A 25,022-nucleotide genomic window follows, 5' to 3' on the forward strand; every position below is an offset into this window, starting at 1 on the left:
CCGGGACACCCCCGTCACCCCCTTCTTCGGAGCCGAGGGGGGTCTTGGATGTGCCGTACGGGGGAATCCCGCATCCGATCCGGTGCGCGACGGAGAATCGGAGGCAGAGGGCGGAGGTACCGAAGAACAGGGCTCAAGGAGCGGAGACAGCCATGACGGGCAAGAACTGCCTGGTCACAGGGGCCACCGGATACATCGGCGGACGCCTCGTACCCGAACTCCTGGACGCCGGCCACCGGGTCCGCTGCCTGGCCCGCACCCCGGAAAAACTGCGCGACCACCCCTGGGCCGGGCAAGCCGAGGTCGTCCGGGGAGACGTCACCGACCCCTCGTCCCTCGCCGGGGCGATGACCGGCATCGACGTCGCCTACTACCTCGTGCACTCCCTCGGCACCGGATCCGGCTTCGAGGAACGCGACCGGGACGCGGCCCGGGCCTTCGCGGACGCGGCCCGCGCCGCCGGGGTCCGCCGCATCGTCTACCTCGGCGGCCTCACCCCGGCCGACATGCCCGTCCGGTCCCTCTCGCCACACCTGCGCTCCCGCGCCGAAGTCGGGGAGATCTTCCTCGCCGGAGCCGTCCCGGCGACCGTGCTGCGCGCCGCCGTCGTCATCGGGTCCGGGTCCGCCTCCTTCGAGATGCTGCGCTACCTGACCGAACGGCTGCCCGTCATGGTCACCCCCAGCTGGGTCGGCACCCGCTGCCAGCCCATCGCCGTCCGCGACGTCCTGCGCTACCTCGTCGGCAGCGCCGGCATGCCCCCCGAGGTGAACCGGTCCTTCGACATCGGCGGGCCCGACGTGCTCACGTACGAGGAGATGATGCGCCGCTACGCCGCCGTCGCGGGGCTGCCCGCCCGCCTCATCCTGCGGGTCCCGATGCTCACCCCGAGGCTGTCCAGCCACTGGATCGGCCTGGTCACCCCCGTGCCGAGGGCGCTGGCCCGGCCGCTCGCCGAATCCCTGCGGCACGAGGTGGTGTGCGCGGAGCACGACATCGCCGACCACGTCCCGGACCCGCCGGGGGCGCCCATCGGCTTCGACGAGGCCCTCGCGCTGGCCCTGCGGCGGATCCGCGAGGCCCGGGTGACCACCCGCTGGTCCTCCGCCGCCGTCCCGGGAGCGCCGAGCGACCCGCTGCCGACCGACCCCGACTGGGCGGGCGGCAGCCTCTACACCGACCACCGGGAGCTGACCGTCGAGGCCCCGGCGGCGGCGCTGTGGCGGGTGGTGGAGGGCATCGGCGGGGAGAACGGCTGGTACTCCTTCCCGCTGGCCTGGGCCGTACGGGGCTGGCTGGACCGGCTCGTCGGCGGGGTCGGCATCCGGCGAGGCCGCCGGGACGCGGCCCGGCTGCGGGTGGGGGACTCCCTGGACTTCTGGAGGGTCGAGGAGATCGAACCGGGCCGGCTGCTGCGGCTGCGCGCCGAAATGCGGTTGCCGGGGCTGGCCTGGCTGGAACTGCACGCCGACCCGCCGTCCCCGGGGGAAACCGGATCCCGCTACCACCAGCGGGCCCTGTTCCACCCGCACGGCCTGCTGGGCCACCTGTACTGGTGGAGCGTCTCCCCGTTCCACGCCGTCGTCTTCGGCGGCATGGCCCGCAACATCGCCCGCGCGGCGGAACGCACGGCCGACGAAGGCGCGGACCCGACGTAGCCCCGTGCGCGGGCCGCGGACGGCGGCCCGCCGGCCCCCTCCTCATCGCCTCCCCATCGCTCCCCATCCCCTCCCCGGACCACGGGCGACCGTTCGATGGGAGAATCGGTTCCGTGACGACTGTCTCCGGGGACTTCGAACTGACCATGGACGAACTGCGCGTCGTCGCACGCTACGCCTTGGAGAGCGCCGAGGGCGTCCTTCACGTGTTCGAGGAAGCCACGCCCGGCGATCCCCGGCCTCGTGCGGCCATCAACGCCGCGGGGGACTTCGTGAGCGGCGCCAAGAGGACCAACCTGCAGCGCATCACCTCCATGGACGCCCACCGGGCGGCAAAGGAGGCGACCACGGAGGCCGCACGGCTCGCTGCGCGCGCCGCCGGAGATGCCGCCTCCGCGGCCTACCTCCATCCGATCGCGAAAGCCACCCAGGTGGGACACATCCTGCGCGCCGCCGCGAGCGCGGCACGCATCGGCGAACTGAGCGCGGGCGATGATTCCGCCGTCGGGCTCCGGCTGATCGAGGAGGCTCGCCGACGCGCCACACCCGTACTGATCGATGTGCTGAACAGGTACCCCGAGGCACCGGCCGGCAAGAGCCGTGCCGCACAGCTCATGACCCTCCTGGACGCGTCCCTGCGCACACCCCGCCAAACCGAGGGCCGGGCGGCGAGCGCGCCGCAGCCGACCCCATAGGCGGACCGCGGGGCGGAAGGCCCGACGGGAACGTGCCTGGAAACGCTCCGGGGAAACACCCGGGCACGGCGCGGCAGCGCCACCGCATCCGGGAGGGGGTCCGGCGGCGAAGTACTCACGACACCAGTCCCCACGTCCCCCACGCGGAGCGAACCCCATGAACGTCGCGGTGGTCCTCTACACCTCCGACCTCCGGCTGCACGACCATCCGCCGCTGCGGGCAGCCCTGTCCTCTTCCGAGCAGGTGGTACCGCTCTTCGTGCGCGACCCGGCGGTCCCCGCCCCGCCCAACCGGCTCGCCTTCCTCGCCGACTGCCTCGCCGACCTCGACGCCGGCCTGCGCGCCCGCGGCGGCCGCCTCGTCGTACGGTCCGGCGACCCGGTCGCCGCGACCATGGCCCTCGTACGGGAGACCGACGCCGACGAGGTGCACATGGCGGCCGGGGTCAGCGCGTACGCCCACGCCCGTGAGGAGCGGCTGCGGGTCGCCCTCGAAGCCGAGGGCCGGCGGTTCCACGTCCACGACGCGGTGATCACCGCGGTGGCCCCCGGCGCCGTCACCCCCACCGGGTCCACCGGGTCCGACCACTTCGCCGTCTTCACCCCGTACCACCGCCACTGGTCGCAGCACCCCCTGCGGGCCGCCGCCCCCGCGCCCCGCGCCGTCCCGGTGCCCGACGCGATCCGCTCCGAACCCCTGCCCGAGCGCGCCGCCGTCACCGGCACCTCTCCGGGCCTCGCCCCCGGCGGGGAATCCGAGGCGCGCCGGCTGCTGGCCCGGTGGCTGCGCTCCAGCATCGACCGCTACTGCGACACCCATGACGACCTGGCCGGCGACGCCACCTCCCGGCTCTCCCCGCACCTGCACTTCGGCACGCTCTCGCCCACCGAGGCCGTGCACCGGGCCCGCGCCGCCGGCGGCCCCGGCGCGGAGGCCTACGTACGGCAGCTGTGCTGGCGCGACTTCCACCACCAGGTGCTCGCGGCCAGGCCCGGGGCCGCCGCCGCGGACTACCGGGACCGCGGCGACCGCTGGCGCACCGGCCCCGCCGCCGAGGAGGAGACCCTGGCCTGGAAGGAGGGCCGCACCGGCTACCCGGTCGTCGACGCGGCCATGCGCCAACTGGCCCACGAGGGCTGGATGCACAACCGCGGCCGGCTGCTGGTCGCGAGCTTCCTCACCAAGACCCTGTACGTCGACTGGCGCGTCGGAGCCCGCCACTTCATGGAACTCCTCGTCGACGGGGACCTCGCCAACAACCAGCTCAACTGGCAGTGGGCCGCGGGCACGGGCACCGACACCCGCCCCAACCGGGTCCTCAACCCCGTCCGCCAGGGCCTGCGTTACGACCCCGACGGCGGCTACGTCCACCACTGGATCCCCGAACTGGCCGGACTCCCCGCACCGCGCGTGCACGAGCCCTGGCGGCTCCCCGGCCTGGAACGGGCCGAGTACGACTACCCCGACCCGGTGGTCGGCCTCGCCGACGGCCTCGACCGATTCCGCGAGGGCCGCGGGACGGGGCACGGACCGACGGGCGCACCGTGACCGGCGACCGGGCCCGTGACCCCGGCGGCCAGGGCCATGACCCCGACGTGCGCACCGTGACCGGCGGGCGGCCACGGGCCGAGGGCGCGTCCGGGGCCGAAGACCCGGCCGGGACCCGGGTGACGCTTCGGGGTCCTTCCGCGCCGTACGGTGGAGAGGTGGAGCCCGAACCCCCGCAGTCCACGCCGGTCGCCCTCGGCACCGGCGCGGTCGCCCGACGCCTCGGGGTGTCCCCGACGACGCTGCGCTCCTGGGAGCGCCGCTACGCCATCGGGCCGGACCGCCGAGAAGAGGGCAGGCACCGGCGGTGGACCCCTGCGGACATCGCCCGGCTGGAGCTGATGTGCCGCCTCACCGCCCAGGGCGCGCCCCCGTCCGAGGCGGCCCGGGTGGCCCGGGGAGCCCGCGACGCCCCGTCCGCCGATGCTCCCGCCGCCGCGACCCCCGGCGGGCCCCGCGCGCTGCGCCTCGGGGACGTCCGCCCGGAGTGCAGGGGGCTCGCGCGGGCCGCCGTACGGCTGGACGCGCCGGCCGTGGAGGACCTGCTGGCGGCCGTGCTCGCGGAGCTGGGCCCGGTCACCGCGTGGGAGGAGGTCATCGCGCCGACCCTGCACGCGGTGGGACGCAAGTGGGCCACGGCCGGGGAGCGTTACGTCGAGGTCGAACACCTCCTGTCCTGGTACGTCTCCGCGGCCCTGCACCGGATCCGGCCCGCCCCGGAGCCGCTCCGGGCCCCGCCCGTACTGCTGGCCTGCACGCCCGGGGAGCAGCACTGCCTCCCGATGGAGGCGCTGGCCGCAGCCCTCGGCGAACGGGGCCTGCCCGTAAGGATGTTCGGACCCGCCCTGCCCGCCGACGCCCTGTGCGAGGCCGTGCGGCGGACCGGTCCGCGGGCCGTGGTCCTGTGGGCGCAGTCCCGTACGACCGCCGACGCGGCTCTCGCCAGGTCGGTGGCGGGCATCGAGTGGGGCCCGCGCGGCGCCCGCGGCCACTCGGCGCTGCTGCTCGCGGGCCCCGGCTGGGGCGCCGGGGCCGCAGCCCAACCCGCGCGCGCCGAGCGGCTGTTCGGGCTCCGCTCGGGGCTGGCCGTCATCGAATCGGTTGTGGCAACCGGGGCTGCGGCGAAAGCTCCGGGGAGCGTTCCAGAGACTGTCGCATGACGTGCAGAGCCCGCCGCATGTGGCTCTTGACGGTGCCCAGCGGGAGCCCGGTGCGGTCCGCGATCTGCGACTGCGTCAGGTCCGCGTAGAAGGCGAGCCGCAGCACCCGCTGCTGCGCCGATGGCAGCCGGGCCAACTCGCCGAGCAGCAGCACCCGTTCCACGGCCCGCTCCGGACCGGGCTCCGGCTCCGGGCGGCCCTGTGCGCAGACGCGCGCGGCGGCCCGAACCACCCGGGCCCGCCGGGTGCGGGCCTCCAGGGCGTCGGCCACCTTGTGCCGGGTGATGCCGGTCAGCCAGGCCCCGAGACCGCCCGGCCCGGGCCGGTACCCGCCGCGGCCCCGCCACGCGGCGAGGAAGACCTGCTGGGTCACGTCCTCGGCCTCCCGCTCGTCGCCGAGCGAGCGCACGGCGAGTCCGTGCACCAGCGGCCGCCAGCGCCGGTAGACCGCCGCCACGCAGTCCTCGTCACCCGCCGCGAAATCCGCTGCCAGCCTGGTGTCGTCCTGGTCGTCCATGCCCCGAGCCTCGCGAAAACGGCATGCGCGGCCAACTTGCACCGTTTCCGCATCGTTTTCTGCCGGGGCCTCGACCCCTCGCCATCCGGGCCGGTCGGCAAGGCACCCCCTGGACCGATCAGACCGATGCTTCCCCGCCGGGGTGCATCAGCGGCTGGGTCAGGTACACCAGCGCCACCGCCAGGACCAGTACGGCGGCCGGCAGCAGCAGCCACCCCACCGACCAGCCGGTCCGTACGAGCAGCGCCCCGGCCAGTCCGCCCGCGAACATCGCGCCGACCGACGAGGCCCGCCGCACCCAGGCCACGGTCCCGTACCCGAAGGCCCGGTCCTGCCCGAAGACCGAGCCGCCGAGGAAGGAGGTCAGGGAGCGGGTCACCAGGGTGGTCGGCACCCCGGCCGGGTTCACCCGCAGGCTCGTCACGTTCCGGATCCCCATCGCCAGCGACAGGGCCGCCGAGACCAGCAGCTGCCGCGTGCCGGGAGCTCCGAAGCGGGGCGCCAACCCCCATCCGGCGGCCGCGGCCGTCAGGACCAGCACCGCCTCGGCCGACAGCCCGGTCACGAACCAGCGCCGGCCCCGCTTCTCCACGAAGGCCTCCAGCCGGGCCCCGCACGCCGCCCCCAGGGCGAACGCGGTCAGCGAGACGGCGGGTGCCAGCGCGGGCACCGGGCCCGCGTGGGCCGCGCCGAAGGCCAGGAACAGCACGTTGCCCGTCTGCATGGCCGTGAAGACGGGCCCGAGCGCCAGCAGGCTGACCGCCTCGGTCAGCCCGGTCACCGCGGTCAGCACCAGCAGCAGGAGGGTCAGCGGCGGTCGCGTCGTACGGGAACCCGGGCTCATGAGCCCCGACACCGACAGGTCCGGCCCGCTCGTCCGGCGCCGACATGCCGCAGGGACTAGGGTCCGAAGAGTGAGTGATCTGCTGCTGGTGAGGCACGGCGAGACCGCCTGGAGCGCGACCGGACGGCACACCGGGCGCACCGACATCCCGCTGACCGCGCGCGGGGTCGAGGAGGCCATCTCGCTCTTCCCGTACTTCCGCGACCGCAGCCCCGCCCTGGTCCTGACCAGCCCGCTGCGCCGGGCCGCCGCCACGGCCGAGCTCGCCGGCCTGACCGGCGCGGTCACCGACCCGGACCTCTACGAGTGGGACTACGGCGGCTACGAGGGCATCACCACCCCCGAGATCCTGCGCGAGCGCCCCGACTGGTCCCTGTGGACCGACGGGGTACCGCCCGGCGACGAGGAGCACCCCGGCGAGAACGCCGCCCAGGTCGGCGCCCGCGCGGACCGGGTGCTCGCCCGGGCGGCCGAGGTGCTGCGCGCCGACCGGGGCAATGTCGTCCTGGTGGCCCACGCGCACCTGCTGCGGGTGCTGACCGCCCGCTACCTGGGCCTGCCGCCCGAGGCCGGACGCCTCTTCCTGCTCCGCACGGGCACCTTCAGCATGCTGTCCACGGAGCACGGCCTGCCCGTCGTCGCGGGCTGGAACACCCGCCCCTAGCTCCCGCCTCGCGCGCCGGGCCCGTCTGCGTGACGATGCGTACATGGCCCACCTTGGCTCGGACGGTATGCCCCCTGAGCCCCCGGAACCGGTTCAGGCCGACATCGACGGCGCCGCGCAGCCGGGGCTCAAGGCCAATGCGATCGGCTTCCTCGACGCGCTCGTCATCGGCCTGAACTCGACCTCGCCCGCCTACTCCCTGGCCGCGGTCATCGGGCCGATCGTGGCGCTCGCCGGCATCTACGCCCCCGGCGTCATGCTGGCCTCCTTCGTGCCGATGCTGCTGATCGCGGCCGCCTTCTACTACCTCAACAAGGTCGACCAGGACTGCGGGACCACCTTCTCGTGGGTGACGCGCGCCATGGGCCCCTGGGCGGGCTGGCTCGGCGGCTGGGCCATCGCGATGACCGGCGTCCTCGTCATCGGCTCGCTGGCCGACGTGGCCGTCCACTTCGGACTGCTCGCCGCCGGACTCGACAGCTGGGCGGCGAACGAGGCACTGCGCCAGAGCCTGACCGTCGTCGTGATCCTGGCCATGACGGCCGTCTGCGTGATCGGCACCGAGATGTCGGCCCGGCTCCAGGACGTCCTGATCCTCGCCCAGGTCTTCTTCCTGCTGGTCTTCGCCGTCGTCGCCCTCTACCGCGTCTACGCCGGCACCAGCAGCCTCGACGGCACGAGACCCGCGATCGAGTGGCTCAACCCCTTCGGCGCGGGCGGCGCCGCCCTCACCGGCGGGCTGCTGCTCGGCGTGTTCATCTACTGGGGCTGGGAGTCGGCGGTCAACCTCACGGAGGAGGTCGAGAACTCGGCCACCGCACCGGGCAAGGCCGGCATCTGGTCCACCGTGGTCCTGCTGGTCACGTACCTGTCCGTCGGCTTCGCGGTCGTCGGCTACGCCGGGACGAAGTTCCTCTCCGAGAACGCGGGCGAGGAGGAGGCCGTCTTCGCGGTCCTCGCGCACGAGGTCATGGGCGGCTGGGACTGGGTCGTGCTGCTCGCCGTCTGCACCTCCGCGCTCGCCTCCACCCAGACCACGATCATCCCGGCCTCCCGTACCGCCCTGTCCATGGCCCGCCGGCACGCGCTGCCGCCGAACCTCTCGCACATCCACCCCCGGTTCCGGACCCCGGACGTCAGCACGTGGTGGGTGGCCGGCATCGCCATCGTCTGGTACCTCGCCGTCAACCAGATCAGCGAGAACGCCCTCCTGGACTCCCTGACCGCCCTCTCCCTGCTGATCTCCTTCTACTACGCCCTCACCGGCCTGGCCTGCGCCGTCTACTACCGGCGCCACCTGCTGGAGAGCGTGCACAACTTCCTGCTGATCGGCCTCGGCCCCGTGCTCGGCGCCGGGCTGCTGGCCTGGCTGCTCGTGCAGTCGGTCGCCGACATGTCCGACCCGGAGAACTCGGCGAGCGGCGTCTCCTGGTTCGGCCTCGGCCCGCCGCTGGTCATCGGGATCGGCATCGCCGTCGTCGGCGTGCTCGTCATGTGCTTCTGGCGGATCAGGGACGGCCGCTTCTGGCAGGAGCGGCGCGGCGTCGCCGACCCGGCCCTCGTCCACGCGGCCAGGAAACCCCGAAGCCCTGAGGTACCGAAGCCCTGAACTCAAGCCGAGCCGAGAGGAGACCCGATGTCCGTGGTCCTCGGGTACGACGAGTCGCCCGGAGCCGAGCGCGCCCTGCGCGTGGCCCTGGAGGTGGCCGCAGCCTTCGGCGAGCCGCTCGTCCTCGTCTACGGGGCCGCCGCCCCGGGTCCCACCGGCGAGGAGTCCCGCGCGCACCGGGAGGCCGTACGGGAGGCCGGCCGCAGCGCGCTCGCCCGGGCGGTGGAAGCCGCCGACGAGGCGGGCGTGCCGTCCACGGTCGAGGTGGCCGACGCGAAACCGGCCCAGGCCCTGCTCGACGCCGCCGAACGGCACGACGCCCGGGTGATCATCGTGGGGAGCTGGGGCGACAGCCCGATCCGCGGCGCCCTGCTCGGATCCACCCCGCACAAGCTCCTGCACCTCTCCCCGGTCCCGGTCCTGTGCGTCCCGACGGAGCACGCTTCCGGAGACTGACCCGCCGCCCGGGTCCGTTGGTCTTCCCCTGGCCGAAGATCACCGCTCACACCTGTGCCAATGGCCCATCCAGGGCGGGCCGAGTTGAGCCATTGCCCCTGCGGATGGTTATCTGTGTCCTATCCATGTATCTACGGCGCCACGCAGCGCCGGACGGCAACGAGGCCGATCCGGACCGTGGCGCCTTCGCCGTGCCCGTATGCCGCCCACCACCCCCGGGCGGATGCGGGTCCGGCGTGCTCCATCGCAAGGGGGGCGGCACACCGCCGTGAAGAGGATGTTCGTGGCTCCGGATCCGGGGCGCGCAAGACTCAGGAACGCCACGCGGGCCGTCATCGGCGTCGCTCTCGCGGTGGCCGTGGCCGAGCTCTGCGGGCTCTCGCTCGTGGCATCGATCACCGGGGGACTGGCGGCCCTGCTCGCCCTCTTCACCGTGACCGACTCGACCGTGCGCGCCCAGCGGGTGACCACCGCCCTGCTGCCCGTCGCCGGCTTCCCCGTACTGGCCCTGGCCACCACCCTGCACGGCGTACCTCTGGCCCGCGACGCGGTGTTCGTCGCCGTGGTGTTCGCCGGCGTCTACGCCCGCCGGTGGGGGGTGCGCGGCCACGCCCTCGGGATCTTCGCGTTCATGAACTTCTTCGTCACGCAGTTCCTGCACGCCCGGCCCGGGCAGCTGCCGGAGCTCTACGCGGCCGTCGGCCTGGCCCTCCTGTCGGCCGGCGCCGTGCGGTTCGTACTGTGGCCGATCGAGCGCCGGGTCCCGCCCCCCGCCGTACCGCCCGCGCCGCCCGGGACCGGTCTGGCCCGGCCGACCACCCGCCAGGCCTTCCAGGCCACCGCCGCCTGCGCGGTCGCGCTGGGCATCGGCCAGGCCCTGTCCGAGGACCGCTGGTACTGGGCCGTCGGCACCGCCTGGTGGATCTTCGTCAACACCGCCTCGCGCGGCGAGACCCTGGTCCGCGGCTTCCGCCGGGTCCTCGGCACGGTGTTCGGCATCGGCGCGGGACTGCTGGTCGCCATCCCGCTGAACGGCGCACCGGCGCCCACGGCCGTCCTGGTGGCGGTCTGCGTCTTCGGGATCTTCTACACCGCAGCCGTGTCCTACAGCTGGATGATGCTGGCCGTGACGGTGATGGCGGGCCTGCTCTACGGGCTGCTGGGCGTACTCGACCCCGGGCTGCTCGTGCTGCGCCTGGAGCAGACGGCCGTCGGCGCGGTGTGCGCCGGGCTGGCCGTGATCCTGGTGCTCCCGGTGACCACCCACGCGACCAACGACATGTGGATCCAGCGCGCGCTGCGCTGCGTGCGCAGCTGCACGGCCGAGGCGGCGGCCCGGCTCGCCGGCTCTCCGGTGGCCGACCCCGCGCCGCACGCCGCCGAGCTGGAGCTGTTCCTGGGCCGGGTACGGCTCTCCCTGGCTCCGCTCGTCCACCCGCTGAGCCCCTACCGCGGCCGCAAGGCCAGGGCCCGCCGGGTGCTCGCGCTGCTCGACGAGTGCGCCGTGGAAGTGCGCGGGCTGGTCGCCGTGGCGGCGGACCCGGACGCGAGCCACGACGCCCGGCTCGCGGCGGCGTGCTGGCGCGTGGAGGCCGCCGTAGAGGCCCTGCTGACGCCGGAAGCGGAACGCGCCACTGAGGCGGAGCACCGGTCGGCGGCCGCGGCCCTGAACCAAGGGCGGGCCGCCTCGGAGCCCGCGCTGGCGCATCTGCACGGTCTGGAGCGGCTCCTCGCCCAGCTCGACGGACCCCTGCGCAGTGCGTCACGCCCCCCGCTGGTCGGCGCCTGAGCGCGGCGGCCCGGGCGCGTCCCGGCCGGCGTCGAGGACTCCGGCCCGGGCGAGCCTGAAGCCGAGTTCGGCCCTGCTGCGGCTGCCGAAGCGGGTCGCGGCGCGTTTGATGTGCGCGCCGATGGTGCGGGTGCTCAGGCCGAGCCGCTGGGAAATGGCCTCGTCCGTATGACCCCTCACCATGAGTTCCAAAATGGCCTGCTGGATTTCGCCGGTGAGCCGGGGAGGGCGTTGTCCCGTCGTGTCGAACTCGACGGGGACCGCCCGTTCCCACACGGCCTCGAAGGTCTTCGCGAGGTATTGGATCAGGCCGGGTTCGCGGATTTCCAGGGCGTACGCCTCCTTTCCGCTCTCGGTGAGCACCGCGATGAAGGCGGCCGACCGGTCGCACACGATCAGCCCCTCGAACCTCTCGCCCACCGTGCGCACCTCGGCGCCCTCCTGGGTGACCCGTTCCATGTGGGCGAGCGTCGGGCCGTGCGCGCGGACGGTGTGCCCGTAGACCGTGCGCTGGCGGACTCTGCGGCCGGGTGGGGAGAGATCGCGGGGCAGCGCGTCGGCGAGCGCGCCGGAGGGCCGGCCGCCCTCGGGGTGCGCACTGAGCAGTTCCTCCGAGCAGGCCTCCAAGGCGCCCTGGACGGCGGTGTCGATGACCTCGCGGCCGATCAGCGGCTGCACGTGGTCCTGGTGACGCCGGCGTTCGTTCCGGTAGACGGCGTCCATCGGGGAGAGGGAGGCGATCATGTCGTCGAGCGCGGCCCGCTGGTCCAGGATGGCCTGCTTGATCGGCCGCGCGAGGGTGATCGCGGCGACCGAGGGCGGTACCGGGAGGTGGTCGTCGGAGCCCTCCGACTTCCGTAGCAGTCCGAAAGTGATCAGGCATCCCGGAACGGCCCCCGATAAACCGCCCTCGCGCAATGCCCTTCGGTAACCGGCCGTGCAGTCCCCGCAGATCGACGTGCAGCCGTCAATGTCGGGATGTGCGGAGTTGGTGTTCATCTGGACCCCCTTCTTGTTCCGGCAATGCAAGATCAGGATGCCTCGGCCCGTTGGCCGCGGGGGAGGGGAACGGCAGGATCCTTCCTGCCTGATGATCGCGAAATGGCCCACATGACCGGTGGCGGGAGTGGCGACGGTGCAGCGAAACATTCATTCCGAGCGCAGGATTCCGCCGGCGGGGCTGACCGAGGCGCTGGACATGCTGGCCCGGGCGCGCAAGGCCGTGGACGACGCGTACGGATCCGACGAGCAACTCGCCCGCGTGGCATTGCACTTGATCGACTGCGCCGCCGACGCCTCGGCGCTGCTCTCCCGCGAAGGCGGCCTGGACGAGGCCCGCGAGGCGCTGGGCTGCGCCCGCTCCGCGGTGGTGGCCGCCACCGCCGCCGTGCGCGTGATCCACGACGAGACGCGCGTCTGAGCGGTCGGCCGGTCACCGGCCGACCGGTACCCGTCGGCCGGTCGGACAGCCGTCCGGCCGGGCGTTGTTGGGCCCTGTCGGAGCGCCGGTCTACCGAGCGCCCGAAGCTGCCGCGGATGGTACGTCCCCCCATGTCCCGTCCGCAGGCCGATCGATGAAGATCACACGGAGGAGTGTTCCGGGCGCGCCTTCCACACGCCGCTGACCTGCGACGTGTACAACGGGTGATTGTTCATTGCACATTCATCCGGCATGGCGCCGCTACCCGGCGCGCGGGGTGGACCTGGTCGGATCGGACAGGGGGTAACCGCCCGGAATGGAAATACTTCAAGAGTGCTCCAGCACCGCTCAGGTGTGGGAAGCGGCCGAGGAGTTCATCCGACTGTTCCACAGGGAGCAGGCCGGCAGTGCGGGCGCGGGTGATCCGCGCGAGCGGCTCGCCGCCGTACGGGCCGAGATCGCCGAGACGGGCACGTACCGGCACACTCCCGAGGAACTGGAGCACGGCGCCCGCGTCGCGTGGCGCAACAGCAACCGCTGCATAGGCAGGCTGTACTGGAACTCGCTGCGGGTCCGCGACCGCCGCGGGCTCACCGACGCCGACGGGATCGCGGAAGAGTGCTTCGAGCACCTGCGCGAGGCCACCAACGGCGGCCGGGTCCGGCCCACCATCACGGTCTTCGCCCCCGACGCCCCGGACCGTCCCGGCCCGGTCATCTGGAGCGAGCAACTGGTCCGGTACGCCGGCTACGGCGACCACCCCTCGATAACCGTCGGCGACGCCCGCAACGCCGAGCTCACGAGCGCGTTGCTCGCGCTGGGCTGGTCCCGCGGCCCCGGCACCCCCTTCGACCTCCTTCCGCTGGTCGTGCAGGGGGTCGACGACAAACCCCGCTGGTTCGACGTCCCCCCGGACGCGGTGCTGGAGGTGCCCATCGAGCACCCCGACGGAGCGGCCGGCGGTGACGGCTGGTCGGACTGGGGCCTGCGCTGGCACGCCGTACCCGCGATCTCCAACATGTGCCTGGAGATCGGCGGCATCCACTACCCGGCGGCGCCCTTCAACGGCTGGTACATGGGCACCGAGATCGGCGCCCGCAACCTCGCCGACACCGACCGCTACAACCTCCTGCCCGCGGTCGCCCGCCGCATGGGCCTCGACATCGCCAGCGACCGTTCCCTCTGGAAGGACCGCGCGCTCGTCGAGCTCAACCGGGCGGTGCTGCACTCCTTCGACCGGGCCAAGGTCACCATCGCCGACCACCACACGGAGTCCCGGCGCTTCCTGACGCACTTGGAGAAGGAGGAGCGCAAGGGCCGCGACGTGGGCGCGGACTGGTCCTGGATCGTGCCGCCCATCTCCGGCTCGGCTACCCCGGTCTTCCACCGCACGTACGAGGACCGGCCCAGCTCGACCGCCTACGTCCACCATTCCGGAGCCCAGGAACGGGCCCAGGGACGGGATTTGGTCTAGACCTTCTGTTACCGTCGCTCCGAACGGATCCGGAACGGCGGAGAGGGGCCTCCCGTGGGCGACGCGGACAGTGGTGTGGGCGGTACGGACCGTACGGCCGACGGCGGCGGACACCGGGCCTGGATCGGCTCGTTCACCTCGGGGGGCGGCCGCGGTGTCACCACCGCGGCCGTGGATCCGGCCACCGGAGCGCTGACCCCGCTCTCGGCCACGGACGCCGTCGCGGACCCCTCGTACCTGGCCCACGACCCCGCCAACGGCGTGCTCTACGCCGTGAGCGAGGCCGAACAGGGCGCCGTGGGCGCCTTCCGGACCAGCGCCGAGGGGCTCACCCCCCTCGGCGCGACCGTCCCCGTCGGCGGCTCCGGCCCCACCCACCTCAGCGTGGCCGGGCGCCGGCTGCTGACCGCCAACTACACCTCCGGCAGCGTCAGCAGCCTCCCGCTCGCCGCCGACGGCTCGATCGGGGGACCCGCCGCCGTACTGGCGCACCAGGGCTCCGGCCCCGACGCCGGGCGCCAGCGGGGACCGCACGCCCACCAAGTGCTGCCCGCCCCCGGCGGCGGCCGCTGGGTGCTCAGCGTCGATCTCGGCACCGATTCGGTACGGGTCTGCGCGCTCGACCCGGCCACCGGAGCCCCCGTCCTGCACGCCGAGACCGCGCTGCGCGCCGGGACCGGCCCCCGGCACCTCGCCTTCCACCCCTCCGGCGAGGTGGTCTACGTACTGCACGAGCTGGAGCCGCAGCTGACCGTCTGCCGCTGGAACGGGGAGTCGGGCGAGCTCCAACCGGTCGCCGAGGTTCCGGTCGCCTCCACGGGCGCTCCAGGGGCCCCTGCGGCCTACCCTTCGGCCGTGGTGGCCTCCGCCGACGGCCGTTTCGTCTGGGCGGCCGTCCGCGGAGCCGACACCATCGCCACCCTCTCCCTCGCCGGCGGCGCGGAGAAGCCGCTGCTCACGGGCACCGTGCCGTGCGGCGGCAGTTGGCCGCGCGATCTCGCGGCCGACCCGTCGGGGCGCCGGCTGTACGCGGCCAACGAGCGCTCCGGCGACGTCACCTGGTTCGACGTGGACCAGCTGACCGGCGAGCCGCGCCGGGCCGGCTCGGTGTCCGTGCCCGCCGCCACCTGCGTGGTCTTCGGCTGACGCCCCGGGCCGGTCGGCCGGTCAGCCGCGTTACGCAGGAGGGCCCGCGCCCCGGCTCGTTCGATTCGGAACGGTCCGGGGCGCGGGCCCTCGTACGCAACGGCATGAGCGGCGGGATCAGTGGGCGGCGGCGCCCTGGGTGATGCCGAGGGCGGCGGAGTACTGCGCGACGGCCAGCTTGCCGAGCGCCGGGTAGGCGCCGAGCACGTCGGCGGCGCTGCAGCCGGCCTCCTTGCAGGCGGTGTCGAGGAGTCCCTCGGCGGCCTCCGGGCCGATCAGGTACGGGGCCAGCGCGAGCTGCGTCGAACCCTCGCGGCGGAGCTGGTCGGCGACGGCGGCCACCGAACCTTCCTCGTCCAGCGCGGCGGCCATCACCGGCACGGCGAGGCGGGCGGCCAGCAGCATGCCGGTGATGCCCGCGGCCTGTACGGCCTCCTCGCCGCCGGTGGTGGCCAGGACGATGCCGTCGGCGGCCGTGGTCACGCTGAAGAGCCTGGCCCGGTCGGCGCGGGCGAGACCGGCCTCGGACAGCCGCACGTGCAGCGCCTCGGCGAGCAGCGGGTGCGGACCGAGCGGGTCGGCCAGCTCGGCGGCGGCCGAGGAGTCCATCAGGGCCTGGCGCATGCGGCGCAGCAGACCGCCGTCGGGGCCGGCCAGCAGCGGCACGACCACGGCGTCCGGGCCGGTCGGCGCGGGCACTTCCTGCCCGGCGGCGCGGGCGGCCTCAGCGCGCGCGGCGCGGTCGTGGGCGACGGCGTTCAGCACGCCCGACAGGGACGGGAACTCGGTGGCGTCGTCACCGTCGAGGAAACCGACGCGGGCGTCCAGCCCCGGCAGCTCGGAGCGGCCGATGCTGATGATCTCTTCCGCGAGCCCCCGCGAGGCGGCTGAAGGGGCACCGGGCACGGCGAGCACCAGCGCGGGCGCGCCCTCTGGCGCCACCGCGGGCTCGGGCCGGCGGTGCCGTCCGGTCTGGCGGGGTCGCGGCATTCGTACGGGCAGGCCATTTGCGGGCCCAGTGGGGGAGCTCATGGCGCCGCATGCTACTGGTTTATCGAAACCGGGTGTTCGGGCAGGGCCTTCTCCGGCGGCATCTGTCCGTATTTATCCGAGGAATGTCAGATACCGTTCAGACCTTCGGTCACCCCGGGTCGTTCGTCCTGCCGAACGACCTGGAATGGTAGTGGCGGTGTGCCCGTGTGCCGGGGCTCGCCCGTGTGCGGTGCTTCGGTGTGGGCCAGTAGAGTGACGCCCTGTGGCACCTCGACCGTTGAATGAACTCGTTGAAGCAGGCTGGGCGAAGGCACTGGAGCCCGTGGCCGGAGGCATCGCGGCCATGGGGGACTTCCTCCGGGCCGAGATCGCGGCCGGCCGGACCTACCTTCCGGCCGGGCCGAATGTTCTGAGGGCCTTCCAGCAGCCCTTCGACGAAGTCCGCGTGCTGATCGTGGGGCAGGATCCCTACCCCACGCCGGGGATGGCGATCGGGCTGAGTTTCGCCGTCGCCCCGGACGTGCGCCGGCTGCCGGGGAGTCTGGAGAACATCTACCGGGAGATGAACTCGGACCTCGGGCTGCCCAGGCCGTCCAACGGAGACCTCAGCCCGTGGACGAAGCAGGGCGTGCTGTTGCTCAACAAGGCCCTGACGACGGCGCCCGGCAAGCCGGCCGCACACCGTGACAAGGGGTGGGAGTCGGTGACCGAACAGGCGATCCGGGCACTCGCCGCGCGGGGCACGCCGCTGGTGTCCATCCTGTGGGGCCGCGACGCCCGCAACCTGCGTCCGCTGCTCGGGGACCTCCCGGCCATCGAGTCGGCGCATCCCTCTCCCATGTCGGCCGATCGCGGGTTCTTCGGTTCGCGCCCGTTCAGCCGGGCCAACGACTTGCTCGTACGCCAGGGAACGCAGCCGGTCGACTGGCGACTGCCGTAGAAAGGCCCTGACCGGCAGCGGGCGAGCGCGCTCCGGGGCCGGGGGCGATGACACCGCATTCCTGACGGGCGGAACTGCCGTTGGGCATCCGGCCGATCCTGAAGCCGTCGCCCGTCGAGTCGCTCTCCACATCCGCGCGAAGACCGCCGGAGCCGTTGACCGGGCGGCAGTGACCGCTGGTCCCGGCGGCCGGACGTCGAGGTTCAGGCTCGAACCGTCGAACGCGGCTGGGCGCAGCGGGGCCATGCGAACGTAAACATGCGGTGTGGATCAGTGCGCCACCCGTCACCGCGGCGCGTCCGCGCCCGTGCGGATCCGTTGGCTCTTGAGGCCGTTGCGAGGTCGTTCGGCCCCCCTGCGCATGTCGGAGCCTCCTGAGTGGGGTCGATGGAGGCTTGCCAGGCATGGCGTGTTTACGCAAACATACTCGCACCGGGATCTTCGCGTTCCGCGACAGCGCACCTCACCCCAGCACGGGAGCATCCGTCCATGCCTCTTCTCCAGACCGACGAGGGCGGCTTCACCCTCGATGGCGAACCGTTTCGGCTCCTGTCCGGCGGTCTCCACTACTTCCGCGTGCACCCCGACCAGTGGGCGGACCGACTGCGCAAGGCCCGGCTCATGGGGCTCAACACCGTCGAGACGTACGTCCCCTGGAACCTCCATCAGCCACGGCCGGACCGCTTCACGCTGGACGGCGGCCTCGACCTGCCCCGGTTCCTCGACCTCGCCGCGGCGGAGGGCCTGTACGTCCTGCTGCGCCCCGGCCCGTACATCTGCGCGGAATGGGAGGGCGGCGGCATCCCCTCCTGGCTGCTCGCGGAGCCGGACATGCGCCTGCGCTCCCGCGACCCCCGGTTCCTCGCCGCGGTCGACGACTACTTCGACCGGCTCCTCACCCCGCTCCGGCCGTACCTGGCCTCGCGGGGCGGCCCCGTGCTCGCCGTGCAGGTAGAGAACGAGTACGGGGCGTACGGCGACGACACCGCCTACCTGGAGCACCTGGCCGCAACCCTGCGCCGCAGTGGCGTCGACGTGCCCCTCTTCACCTGCGACCAGCCCGCCGACCTGGAGCGCGGAGCCCTCCCCGGCGTCCTCGCCACGGCGAACTTCGGAAGCCGCTCCGCCGAGCACTTGGCCGACCTCCGCGCCCGGCGTCCCGAAGGCCCGCTGATGACCACGGAGTTCTGGATCGGCTGGTTCGACCGCTGGGGCGGGCACCACGTGGTCCGCGACCCCGATCGGGCGGCCCGCGAACTCGATGAACTCCTCGCCACCGGTGCTTCGGTGAACTTCTACATGTTCCACGGCGGCACCAACTTCGGCTTCACCAACGGCGCCAACGACAAGCACACCTATCGGCCCACCGTCACCTCATACGACTACGACGCTCCGCTCGACGAGGCGGGCGACCCGACGCCGAAGTACGCCGCCTTCCGCGACGTGATAGCCAAGTACGCTCCCGTGCCCGACGGCCCCGTCCCGGTGCCCGGCCCCAAACTCGCCCCGAGAACCGTGGCCCTGACGCAGAACGCCGGCCTGCTGACGCACGCCGCGATGCTAGGGACCGCGGTCGAGGCGCGCCGTCCCCTCGGCATGGAGGAGCTGGGCCAGGACTTCGGCTTCGTCCTGTACGAGACCGCTCTGCCCCTCGCGGGCCCGGCGCTCCTGGAGGTCGAACGGGTCCGTGACCGGGCCCAGGTGTTCGTCGACGGGCAGCCCGTGGGCGTCCTGGAGCGGGAGAACCACGAGCACGCCCTCGCCTTCACGGTTCCCGGGGCCGGCAGCACGCTCACCGTCCTCGTCGAGAACCAGGGCCGCGTGAACTACGGCCAGGGCATCCACGACCGCAAGGGCCTCCTCGGGACCGTCCTCCTCGACGGCACGGAGCTCGCGGGCTGGACCAGCCGGCCGCTCCCGCTCACCGACCCGCAGGACCTGCCCTTCGCGCCCGCCGCGGCGACGCCCGTGGGACCGGTCTTCCACCGCGGCAGCTTCGAGGTGACCGACCCCGCCGACACCTTCCTGCACCTCGACGGCTGGACCAAGGGAAACGCCTGGGTCAACGGGTTCGCGCTCGGCCGTTACTGGTCCCGCGGCCCGCAGCGCTCCCTGTACGTGCCGGCGCCGGTCCTGCGTTCCGGGACGAACCAGGTCGTCGTTCTGGAGCTGCACGCGGCGCACCGCGCCCGTACGGTCCACTTCCGCGACGCGGCCGACCTCGGGCCCACCGAGGAGTAGCCGCGGCGGCACGGACGAGAGCCGGGCCCCGACCTCCCGGTCGGGGCCCGGCTCTTCGGGCTTCAGCTCAGCTGCTGTGCGGCGCCGCCGTCGCACGTCCGCTGGACCGCGGCCGCGCCGTCCGCCGTGGAAGCGGCGCTCACCGTAAGACACTTGGCGCTGTGCCGGGCCGTCAGGGTGAGGTGGCCGTCACCGGTGGCCCGTACGGCCCACTCCTGGTTGCGGCCTCCGTTGCAGGAGTACTGGAAGACCTCGGCGCCGTCGGCCGTGGACTGCCCGCTCACGTCGAGGCACTTGCCACTGTGCCGGGCGACGACGTTCACGTAGCCGCCGCCGGTGGAGCGGAGCGACCACTGCTGGTTGGACCCGGTGGCGCAGCCGTACTGGACGACGGCCGCCCCGTCGTTCGTGCCGGCGCCGCTGACGTCGAGACATTTGGAGCTGTGCCGGAAGGACAGGGTCTGCCAGGCGTCCGGTGCGGCGGAGGCCAGGGCCCAGGACTGGTTGGCGCCGGTCGTCGGCTGGTGGACCCCGACGGGGGCCCCGTCGGCGGTCGACTCGCCCGTGACGTCCAGGAGCCGCCCACTGGCCACGTTGATCAAGGTGCTGTGGCCGTCGCCCGTGGTCGAGCGGATCCACTGCTGAGCGGTGGACGATCCGGGTGACGCGAAGGTGAGGGTGCCGTTGGAGACGGAGAGCGCTTTGCCGGTCTTGGCGTTGGTGATCCGATGGGCGGCGGTGCTTCCCCAGTCGGTGGCGGACAGCTTGGTGAAGGTCCACTGCTGTGCGCTGTCCGCCGGGGCCGGGGTGCGCTGCACGACCGTGCTCTTGCCGCCCACCGTGGCGACGGCGAGCGCCTTGCCGCTGTGGTCGTTGAGCAGCCGGCGCGGTGTCGCGGTGGGCCCGGTGGTCGCCGACGCGTTCACGCCGGTGACGGTGGGCAGCACGAACGTGGTGACGGAACCGGGGCCGACGGTGGCCTTGAGCGTCCGGCCGCTCACCGCCGCGTCGGCGTCACGCTGCAGGTTCCTGGTCGCGTCGGTGGTCCACCGCTCGACGGGGCCGGCCGCGGCCGTCTGGAAGCCGTCGAGGTTCAGGGTGACCTCGCGCTCGTCGCCCGTCGGGTTGGTGTGGACGACGACCACGCCGTTCCCGCCCGGCCGCACCGCGGCCAGTGTCTGAGGGTCGTCGGTGTTGACGATGCGCGCGCCCGGGCGGACGAAGCGGCTGTAGTTCGCCATCGCCCAGTACTTCTTGTTCTTGCGCAGGGGTTCGGTCGCCGCGTCCTCGGGGGTGAAGTCGGTCTGTATCAGACCCCAGTTGGAGTTCTCGCGGCCGGGCGCCATGTTCTCGTAGTCCTCGACGGCCTGCCAGAGCACCCACGCGCTCGGCTCCAGCTCACGGATGTCGTCGTTGATGCGCTGGGCCAGGTCGAGCGCGGGGCTCATGGAGGTGAAGCTCTGGGGGACGCTGCCGCCGAGGTCCACCTCGGACATCCACAGGGGTGTGGTCTCACCCTTGGCGATGTCCCGGACGCCGGTGCGGCCGTTCGTTCCGTACGTGTGCGTGTTGAGCCGGCCCACCGCGTCCCGGACGGCGGGAGCGTACGACTCCCAGTTGGACCGGAACTTCCCCGGGTTCGTCTCGTCCATCCCGGCGATCGGGGTCGTCACGCCCTTCGCGTCGAGCGCGGCGCGCAGCGTCGTGATCATGCGGGCCTGGGAGGCGGGGTCCCAGTGCGAGCCCTCCTGGCGCCCGCCCGCGTGCCAGTAGTCGGTGTCCGGCTCGTTGACCGGCGAGAGGGAGTCGAAGGTGACACCGGTGGCGGACTGGGCCCGCTGGAGCGCGCCGGTGAGGTAGGCGGCGAACCGGTCGTACTGATCCGAGCGGAGGTTGTCCCGCCAGCCGTCGACCGCGCCCGAGGCCAGCCCGCTGTTGGTCATGAAGTACGGGGCCGAGTTGGAGAAGGCCTCGAAGGTGCCGGCTCCGCGCGCCTTGGCCGCCGTGAGCCACCAGCGCTGGTTCGCGTCGGCGCCGGCGTTCCAGTGGTCGGCGCGGTTCGGGTCCCACCAGTCGGGGGCCTCCGGGCCGGGCCGGTTCCAGTAGCCGGGGACGGCCGCGCCGGCCCGCATGTAGGGGGCGGTCTCGGGGCTGTCGCCGCCGCCGATGTTGTAGCGGGCGATCGTGAAGCCGAGGCCGTCGGCGCCGTAGAGGGCGTCCGCGAGCGCGTCGCGCTGGGCGGCAGGCCATCCTCCGGTGACGTGGGCGAACCAGGCGAGCGCGGTGCCCCATCCCTGGAAGGCCGGATGCTGGTAACCGGGGTCGAGCCGTACGGTCAGTGCCGCGGCGGGGGTCTCCGCGGCGTTCGCCGGCGCTGAGCCGGGCCCCACCGCACTGACGGCCGTGGCGGCGAGGGCCGTGGCGGCGCCGAGGGCGGCCAGGCGTGCGGTGAGCCGGGGCCGGCGGCGGGGTGTCGCCGTTCGATGGCGGGTGGGGATCACGACCTGCTCCTTCGAGGGGAGTGGGGGATGGGGGACCGGGGGAGGGGGCGGGCGGCGGGCGGGTCCGGTGCTCGCCGCCACGCTTCCTCGCGGGCGGTGGTCGGGAGGTGCGCGTGGGTGACGCGGGGCGGCAGGGAACGCCGGCCGCCCCGCGCCGGTCGCGCGGCGGGCGCGGCGGTCAGACCGCCGAGCGCCGCCACTTCTGGTTGTCGCCCGTGTTGCAGGTCCACTGCGCGAGGGCGGCTCCGTCGGCGGTCGACCAGTTCGATACGTCGAGGCACTTGCCGCTGTGCCGGGCGAGGAGCTCGACGTAGCCGGCGAGGTCCGTCGTCCGGACCTTCCACTGCTGGGAGGCCGAGCCGTTGCAGGTGTTCTGTACGGCGGGCGCGCCGTCCGCCGTCGATGCCCCGGCGACATCGAGGCACTTGCCGCTGTGCCGGGCCATGATCTGGACGTATCCGGTGCCCAGCTTCTTGATCCAGAAGTGCTGGTTCACACCGCTCCCGCACCCCCACTGGACCAGCGGGACCCCGTCCGCCGAGTCGAAGTTCGCCACGTCGGCACACTTGCCGCTGATGCGCGAAGTCAGGGACTCCCACGGCACGTTCATCCCGCTCACGGTCCCCGCCGCCGTGTCGATGGTGACTTGGGGGGAGTAAGCCATGGTCATGGTGGTGCTGGTGGGGAAGGTGAGCGGCAGCCACACGTACTGGGAGTCGTTGACCGTCCCGCCCATGGAATTGCCCCAGCGGTCTCCCATGTAGAGGTAGCCGGTGCCCTTCGTGCCCTGGACCGGAAGGACGTAGGCGGTCTGGCTGCGGAAGGTCGTTCCGTCCCCGACGTCCTTCAGGTCGCTCCACGAGCCGTTGATGCTGGTGGCGGTGGCGTACTTCTGCTGGTTGGGGGACCATCCGGTGGCGCCGGAGGTCAGGAGGAAGTACACGTCCCCGCGCTTGAACATGGCCGGCGCCTCACGCCAGTTGCCCGGCCACAGCCGCTGGACCTGTGACTCCACGGCCGTGTAGTCCGAGGTCAGCCGGTAGACGTGCAGGTCGGCGTTCTCGTTGGCGGCGGAGATCATGTACCCCGTGCCGTCGGTGTCGACGAAGGTGGTGATGTCCCGGGACATGTGGCCCAGGGGGCGGAAGCTGCCGCGCCAGGTGTAGTCGCCGTCCACCGAGGACGAGACGGCGACGGCTGCGCGAGCCTCACCGTAGTCCGAGCCGTTCTCCTTGTGCATCCACATGACGAACTGCTGGGTGGCGCTGTTGTACACGACCTTGGGGCGCTCGATGTTGGCCCAGTCGAGCTCCGGATCGGAGGCTTCGGTCAGGACGTGGTTGCGGAACTCCCAGGTCTTCAGGTCGGTGGAGCGGTAGGCGGAGACGTAGCGGAAGGTGTTGTCGGTGTTCCGGTCCTCGCCGAACCAGTAGTAGTACTGGCCGACTTTGAGCACGCCGCCGCCATGGGCGTGCACGGGGTTGCCGGCCGGATCGGTGAACTGGGTTCCGTTGGCGAGGGTCACCGGGGCGGCGTGGGCGGTGCCCGCGGCGGTGACCAGGGACAGGAGGAGGGCGCACAGGAGTGCCGCCGTCCTGGAGATCTTGAGTCGCATGGCGCGATACCTCGTGATGTTGCGTCGGACCGGGCGCTCCGCGCGGACAGCGCGGCGGACGACCGCGCCCGGGTGTCCGGAGAGGTGGGGCGCCTGGAGAGGACCGGTCGTTCAGACGGTGTGGAGCACCGCGATCTCCGTAATGTTTTCGTAAACACGGTGTAGCCGGAAGTTTCGGAGGAGCCCGGGAGCCTGTCAAGGATTCGGACGAAAGAGGCCGGGGTTTTGACCCGGGGACCCTGTTTGCGTCAACATGACTTGAAGGGGTGCATCAGCGTGCGCCTGCGAGGCCTCGCGGAGGAGACGGTCGAACGTGGCGGACAAGGCAACGAGAACGCCCCGCTCGCGCCCGCCCCGCAAGTGGCCCTCCATGGCGGAGGTCGCGGCGCGAGCCGGAGTCTCCTCGCAGACGGTCTCGCGCGTGGCCAACAACCACGACAACGTCGACGAGGCCACGCGGGCGAAGGTGCTGGCCGCGATGCAGGAGCTCGGCTACCGCCCCAACGCGGCGGCGCGCGCGCTGGTCACCGGCAAGTTCGGCGCGATCGGCGTGGTCAGCTTCGACGTGGGTGCGCACGGCAACGCCCGCACGCTCGGCGCCATCGCGGACGCGGCGCGGGAGGCGGGCTTCTCGGTCAACTTCATGGGCATCCGGGCGCAGACCGAGGCCGCCGTGCGGCAGGCCTTCCGGCACCTCATGCTGCAGTCGGTCGACGGCATCGTGCTGGTCGAGTCGCAGATGCTCGACACGCCGTCGCTGCACCTGCCTCCCACGATGCCGGTGGTGGTCGCGGACGGCGACACGGGGCACGAGTACCCGAACGTCGACTTCGACCAGGCCCGTGGCACCCAGAGCGTGGTCGGTCACCTGCTGGAGCTCGGGCACCGGACCGTCTACCACGTCAGCGGCCCGAGGGACTCCTTCGCCGCCCGGCGCCGCGCGGAAGCGTGGGAGCGCACGCTCGTCGCGGCCGGCGCCCCGGTACGGCCGACGCTGTACGGGGACTGGACGGCCGAGTCGGGTTACCTGGCGGGGCGGACGCTCGTGCAGATCCCCGACGCCACGGCGGTGTTCGCGGCGAACGACCAGATGGCCCTGGGCGTCCTGCGCGCCATGCATGAAGCCGGGCGGTCCGTGCCGGGCGACATCAGCGTGGCGGGCTTCGACGACGTTCCCGAAGCCCCCTTCTTCGAGCCGCCGCTCACCACGGTGCACCAGGACTTCGACGTGGTGGGGCGCCACTGCGTGACCCTGCTGCTGGAGCAGATCGAACGCCGCGGCAACGGGCCCCGGCGCCTCGCGGTGGAACCCACCCTCGTGGTGCGGGCCAGCACGGCGCCGCCGCCCGCCTGACCGATTCCGTCACTTTCAGAGACGACCTGGCCGCCGCGTCCTCATCGCGTGCGGCCGTCGGCGCGTGCCCACGGGACGGGGCGGTGTGCGCTCCCTCGCGCCGCTGAGCCGAGCTCCTCTCCTCCGCCTCCTCCGCCCCCTCCGGCTCCCGGGGTGAGGGCGCAGAGGTGTCGGTCGATCCCCCCTTCCGTTCCCACCTGCACCTTTCCCTCACCGCCCGTGCGAGGGCGGTGAGTCCGTGCGGCCGCCGCGACCCGATGGGTCCGCGAGCCGCCGGCATTCATCACCTGAATTCCGCCTCTTCGCTACCTCTTTGTGCTTGACGCCCATCTGGGGGTGGTGCAGCATCAAGCCATCGCGATGATTACGTAAACATCGACTCATCGGCCCAGACCTC

Annotated in this window: 20 protein-coding genes; 14 read left to right on the plus strand and 6 right to left on the minus strand. The window is 73.0% G+C overall.

Going from position 1 to position 25,022, the window contains the following annotated elements:
- The first annotated feature begins 152 nt into the window (after positions 1 to 152).
- The 4 genes from OHA37_RS34100 (at position 153) to OHA37_RS34115 (ending at position 5,062) form a co-directional block, all read left to right on the plus strand.
- Complete coding sequence (locus OHA37_RS34100) at positions 153 to 1,658, plus strand: SDR family oxidoreductase (protein ID WP_266911098.1); 1,506 nt, start codon at positions 153 to 155, stop codon at positions 1,656 to 1,658.
- Between the two features lie 113 nt (positions 1,659 to 1,771).
- Complete coding sequence (locus tag OHA37_RS34105) at positions 1,772 to 2,353, plus strand: putative immunity protein (protein ID WP_266911100.1); 582 nt, start codon at positions 1,772 to 1,774, stop codon at positions 2,351 to 2,353.
- A 157-nt stretch (positions 2,354 to 2,510) separates the two neighbouring features.
- Positions 2,511 to 3,902 carry a cryptochrome/photolyase family protein gene (locus OHA37_RS34110; RefSeq protein ID WP_266911102.1) on the plus strand — a complete coding sequence of 464 codons (1,392 nt, stop codon included), beginning with the start codon at positions 2,511 to 2,513 and terminating at the stop codon, positions 3,900 to 3,902.
- A 158-nt stretch (positions 3,903 to 4,060) separates the two neighbouring features.
- Complete coding sequence (locus OHA37_RS34115) at positions 4,061 to 5,062, plus strand: MerR family transcriptional regulator (protein ID WP_266911104.1); 1,002 nt, start codon at positions 4,061 to 4,063, stop codon at positions 5,060 to 5,062.
- Here OHA37_RS34115 and OHA37_RS34120 read toward each other — a convergent pair.
- Positions 4,992 to 5,579: an RNA polymerase sigma factor gene (locus OHA37_RS34120; RefSeq protein ID WP_266911106.1), complete on the minus strand. Its 588-nt coding sequence runs from the start codon at positions 5,577 to 5,579 to the stop codon at positions 4,992 to 4,994. The genes OHA37_RS34115 and OHA37_RS34120 overlap by 71 nt on opposite strands.
- Positions 5,580 to 5,697: 118 nt before the next feature.
- Positions 5,698 to 6,423, minus strand: coding sequence for a YoaK family protein (locus OHA37_RS34125; protein ID WP_266911108.1), 726 nt, complete (start codon positions 6,421 to 6,423; stop codon positions 5,698 to 5,700).
- A gap of 70 nt (positions 6,424 to 6,493) precedes the next feature.
- On the opposite strand from OHA37_RS34125, the gene OHA37_RS34130 reads away from it, so the two are divergent.
- From OHA37_RS34130 to OHA37_RS34145, 4 genes are all read left to right on the plus strand, one after another.
- On the plus strand, positions 6,494 to 7,087 hold the full coding sequence (locus OHA37_RS34130) for a histidine phosphatase family protein (RefSeq protein WP_266911110.1): 594 nt from the start codon (positions 6,494 to 6,496) through the stop codon (positions 7,085 to 7,087).
- Between the two features lie 67 nt (positions 7,088 to 7,154).
- Positions 7,155 to 8,696: an APC family permease gene (locus tag OHA37_RS34135; RefSeq protein WP_266911112.1), complete on the plus strand. Its 1,542-nt coding sequence runs from the start codon at positions 7,155 to 7,157 to the stop codon at positions 8,694 to 8,696.
- Between the two features lie 27 nt (positions 8,697 to 8,723).
- Positions 8,724 to 9,152 (plus strand): universal stress protein, encoded by a 429-nt coding sequence (locus tag OHA37_RS34140; RefSeq protein WP_266911114.1) that lies wholly within the window; start codon positions 8,724 to 8,726, stop codon positions 9,150 to 9,152.
- A gap of 277 nt (positions 9,153 to 9,429) precedes the next feature.
- Positions 9,430 to 10,941, plus strand: a complete 1,512-nt coding sequence (locus OHA37_RS34145) for an FUSC family protein (protein ID WP_266913338.1) — start codon at positions 9,430 to 9,432, stop codon at positions 10,939 to 10,941.
- Here the strand turns inward: OHA37_RS34145 and OHA37_RS34150 are convergent.
- A complete protein-coding gene (locus tag OHA37_RS34150) occupies positions 10,915 to 11,940 on the minus strand; it encodes a helix-turn-helix transcriptional regulator (RefSeq protein WP_266911116.1) in 1,026 nt (341 codons plus the stop codon). The genes OHA37_RS34145 and OHA37_RS34150 overlap by 27 nt on opposite strands.
- Before the next feature lie 136 nt (positions 11,941 to 12,076).
- Here OHA37_RS34150 and OHA37_RS34155 point away from each other — a divergent pair, with 136 nt between their 5' ends.
- The 3 genes from OHA37_RS34155 to OHA37_RS34165 all read left to right on the plus strand — a co-directional run bounded on the left by OHA37_RS34155 (position 12,077) and on the right by OHA37_RS34165 (position 14,981).
- Entirely contained in the window at positions 12,077 to 12,361 is a 285-nt protein-coding gene (locus OHA37_RS34155) for a hypothetical protein (RefSeq protein WP_266911118.1), read from the plus strand.
- Between the two features lie 316 nt (positions 12,362 to 12,677).
- Complete coding sequence (locus OHA37_RS34160; RefSeq protein ID WP_266911120.1) at positions 12,678 to 13,835, plus strand: nitric oxide synthase oxygenase; 1,158 nt, start codon at positions 12,678 to 12,680, stop codon at positions 13,833 to 13,835.
- A 54-nt stretch (positions 13,836 to 13,889) separates the two neighbouring features.
- Positions 13,890 to 14,981, plus strand: a complete 1,092-nt coding sequence (locus OHA37_RS34165) for a lactonase family protein (protein ID WP_266911122.1) — start codon at positions 13,890 to 13,892, stop codon at positions 14,979 to 14,981.
- 117 nt (positions 14,982 to 15,098) lie between these two features.
- On the opposite strand, the gene OHA37_RS34170 is transcribed toward OHA37_RS34165, so the two are convergent.
- Positions 15,099 to 16,013 carry a sirohydrochlorin chelatase gene (locus tag OHA37_RS34170; protein ID WP_266911124.1) on the minus strand — a complete coding sequence of 305 codons (915 nt, stop codon included), beginning with the start codon at positions 16,011 to 16,013 and terminating at the stop codon, positions 15,099 to 15,101.
- Between the two features lie 223 nt (positions 16,014 to 16,236).
- Between OHA37_RS34170 and OHA37_RS34175 the strand changes: the two genes are divergently transcribed.
- Positions 16,237 to 16,914, plus strand: coding sequence for a uracil-DNA glycosylase (locus OHA37_RS34175; RefSeq protein ID WP_266911126.1), 678 nt, complete (start codon positions 16,237 to 16,239; stop codon positions 16,912 to 16,914).
- 489 nt (positions 16,915 to 17,403) lie between these two features.
- Positions 17,404 to 19,155 (plus strand): glycoside hydrolase family 35 protein, encoded by a 1,752-nt coding sequence (locus OHA37_RS34180; RefSeq protein ID WP_266911128.1) that lies wholly within the window; start codon positions 17,404 to 17,406, stop codon positions 19,153 to 19,155.
- 62 nt (positions 19,156 to 19,217) lie between these two features.
- On the opposite strand, the gene OHA37_RS34185 is transcribed toward OHA37_RS34180, so the two are convergent.
- Together OHA37_RS34185 and OHA37_RS34190 are read right to left on the minus strand one after the other, a co-directional pair.
- Positions 19,218 to 21,656 (minus strand): RICIN domain-containing protein, encoded by a 2,439-nt coding sequence (locus OHA37_RS34185; RefSeq protein ID WP_266911130.1) that lies wholly within the window; start codon positions 21,654 to 21,656, stop codon positions 19,218 to 19,220.
- Positions 21,657 to 21,834: 178 nt separating this feature from the next.
- Positions 21,835 to 23,271 (minus strand): RICIN domain-containing protein, encoded by a 1,437-nt coding sequence (locus tag OHA37_RS34190; RefSeq protein ID WP_266911132.1) that lies wholly within the window; start codon positions 23,269 to 23,271, stop codon positions 21,835 to 21,837.
- 370 nt (positions 23,272 to 23,641) lie between these two features.
- Here OHA37_RS34190 and OHA37_RS34195 point away from each other — a divergent pair, with 370 nt between their 5' ends.
- Positions 23,642 to 24,625: a LacI family DNA-binding transcriptional regulator gene (locus OHA37_RS34195; protein ID WP_266913340.1), complete on the plus strand. Its 984-nt coding sequence runs from the start codon at positions 23,642 to 23,644 to the stop codon at positions 24,623 to 24,625.
- Positions 24,626 to 25,022 lie beyond the last annotated feature (397 nt).

The sequence above is a fragment of the Streptomyces sp. NBC_00335 genome, assembly GCF_036127095.1.
GTDB lineage: Bacteria > Actinomycetota > Actinomycetes > Streptomycetales > Streptomycetaceae > Streptomyces.

Excerpts from the sequence above, each read along its gene's own strand:
- OHA37_RS34100 (WP_266911098.1), top strand. The coding sequence starts at position 153 with ATGACGGGCAAGAACTGCCTGGTCACAGGGGCCACCGGATACATCGGC.
- OHA37_RS34110 (WP_266911102.1), top strand. The coding sequence starts at position 2,511 with ATGAACGTCGCGGTGGTCCTCTACACCTCCGACCTCCGGCTGCACGAC.
- OHA37_RS34120 (WP_266911106.1), bottom strand. The coding sequence starts at position 5,579 with ATGGACGACCAGGACGACACCAGGCTGGCAGCGGATTTCGCGGCGGGT.
- OHA37_RS34125 (WP_266911108.1), bottom strand. The coding sequence starts at position 6,423 with ATGAGCCCGGGTTCCCGTACGACGCGACCGCCGCTGACCCTCCTGCTG.
- OHA37_RS34135 (WP_266911112.1), top strand. The coding sequence starts at position 7,155 with ATGCCCCCTGAGCCCCCGGAACCGGTTCAGGCCGACATCGACGGCGCC.
- OHA37_RS34140 (WP_266911114.1), top strand. The coding sequence starts at position 8,724 with ATGTCCGTGGTCCTCGGGTACGACGAGTCGCCCGGAGCCGAGCGCGCC.
- OHA37_RS34145 (WP_266913338.1), top strand. The coding sequence starts at position 9,430 with ATGTTCGTGGCTCCGGATCCGGGGCGCGCAAGACTCAGGAACGCCACG.
- OHA37_RS34150 (WP_266911116.1), bottom strand. The coding sequence starts at position 11,940 with ATGAACACCAACTCCGCACATCCCGACATTGACGGCTGCACGTCGATC.
- OHA37_RS34160 (WP_266911120.1), top strand. The coding sequence starts at position 12,678 with ATGGAAATACTTCAAGAGTGCTCCAGCACCGCTCAGGTGTGGGAAGCG.
- OHA37_RS34170 (WP_266911124.1), bottom strand. The coding sequence starts at position 16,013 with ATGAGCTCCCCCACTGGGCCCGCAAATGGCCTGCCCGTACGAATGCCG.
- OHA37_RS34180 (WP_266911128.1), top strand. The coding sequence starts at position 17,404 with ATGCCTCTTCTCCAGACCGACGAGGGCGGCTTCACCCTCGATGGCGAA.
- OHA37_RS34190 (WP_266911132.1), bottom strand. The coding sequence starts at position 23,271 with ATGCGACTCAAGATCTCCAGGACGGCGGCACTCCTGTGCGCCCTCCTC.
- OHA37_RS34195 (WP_266913340.1), top strand. The coding sequence starts at position 23,642 with ATGGCGGAGGTCGCGGCGCGAGCCGGAGTCTCCTCGCAGACGGTCTCG.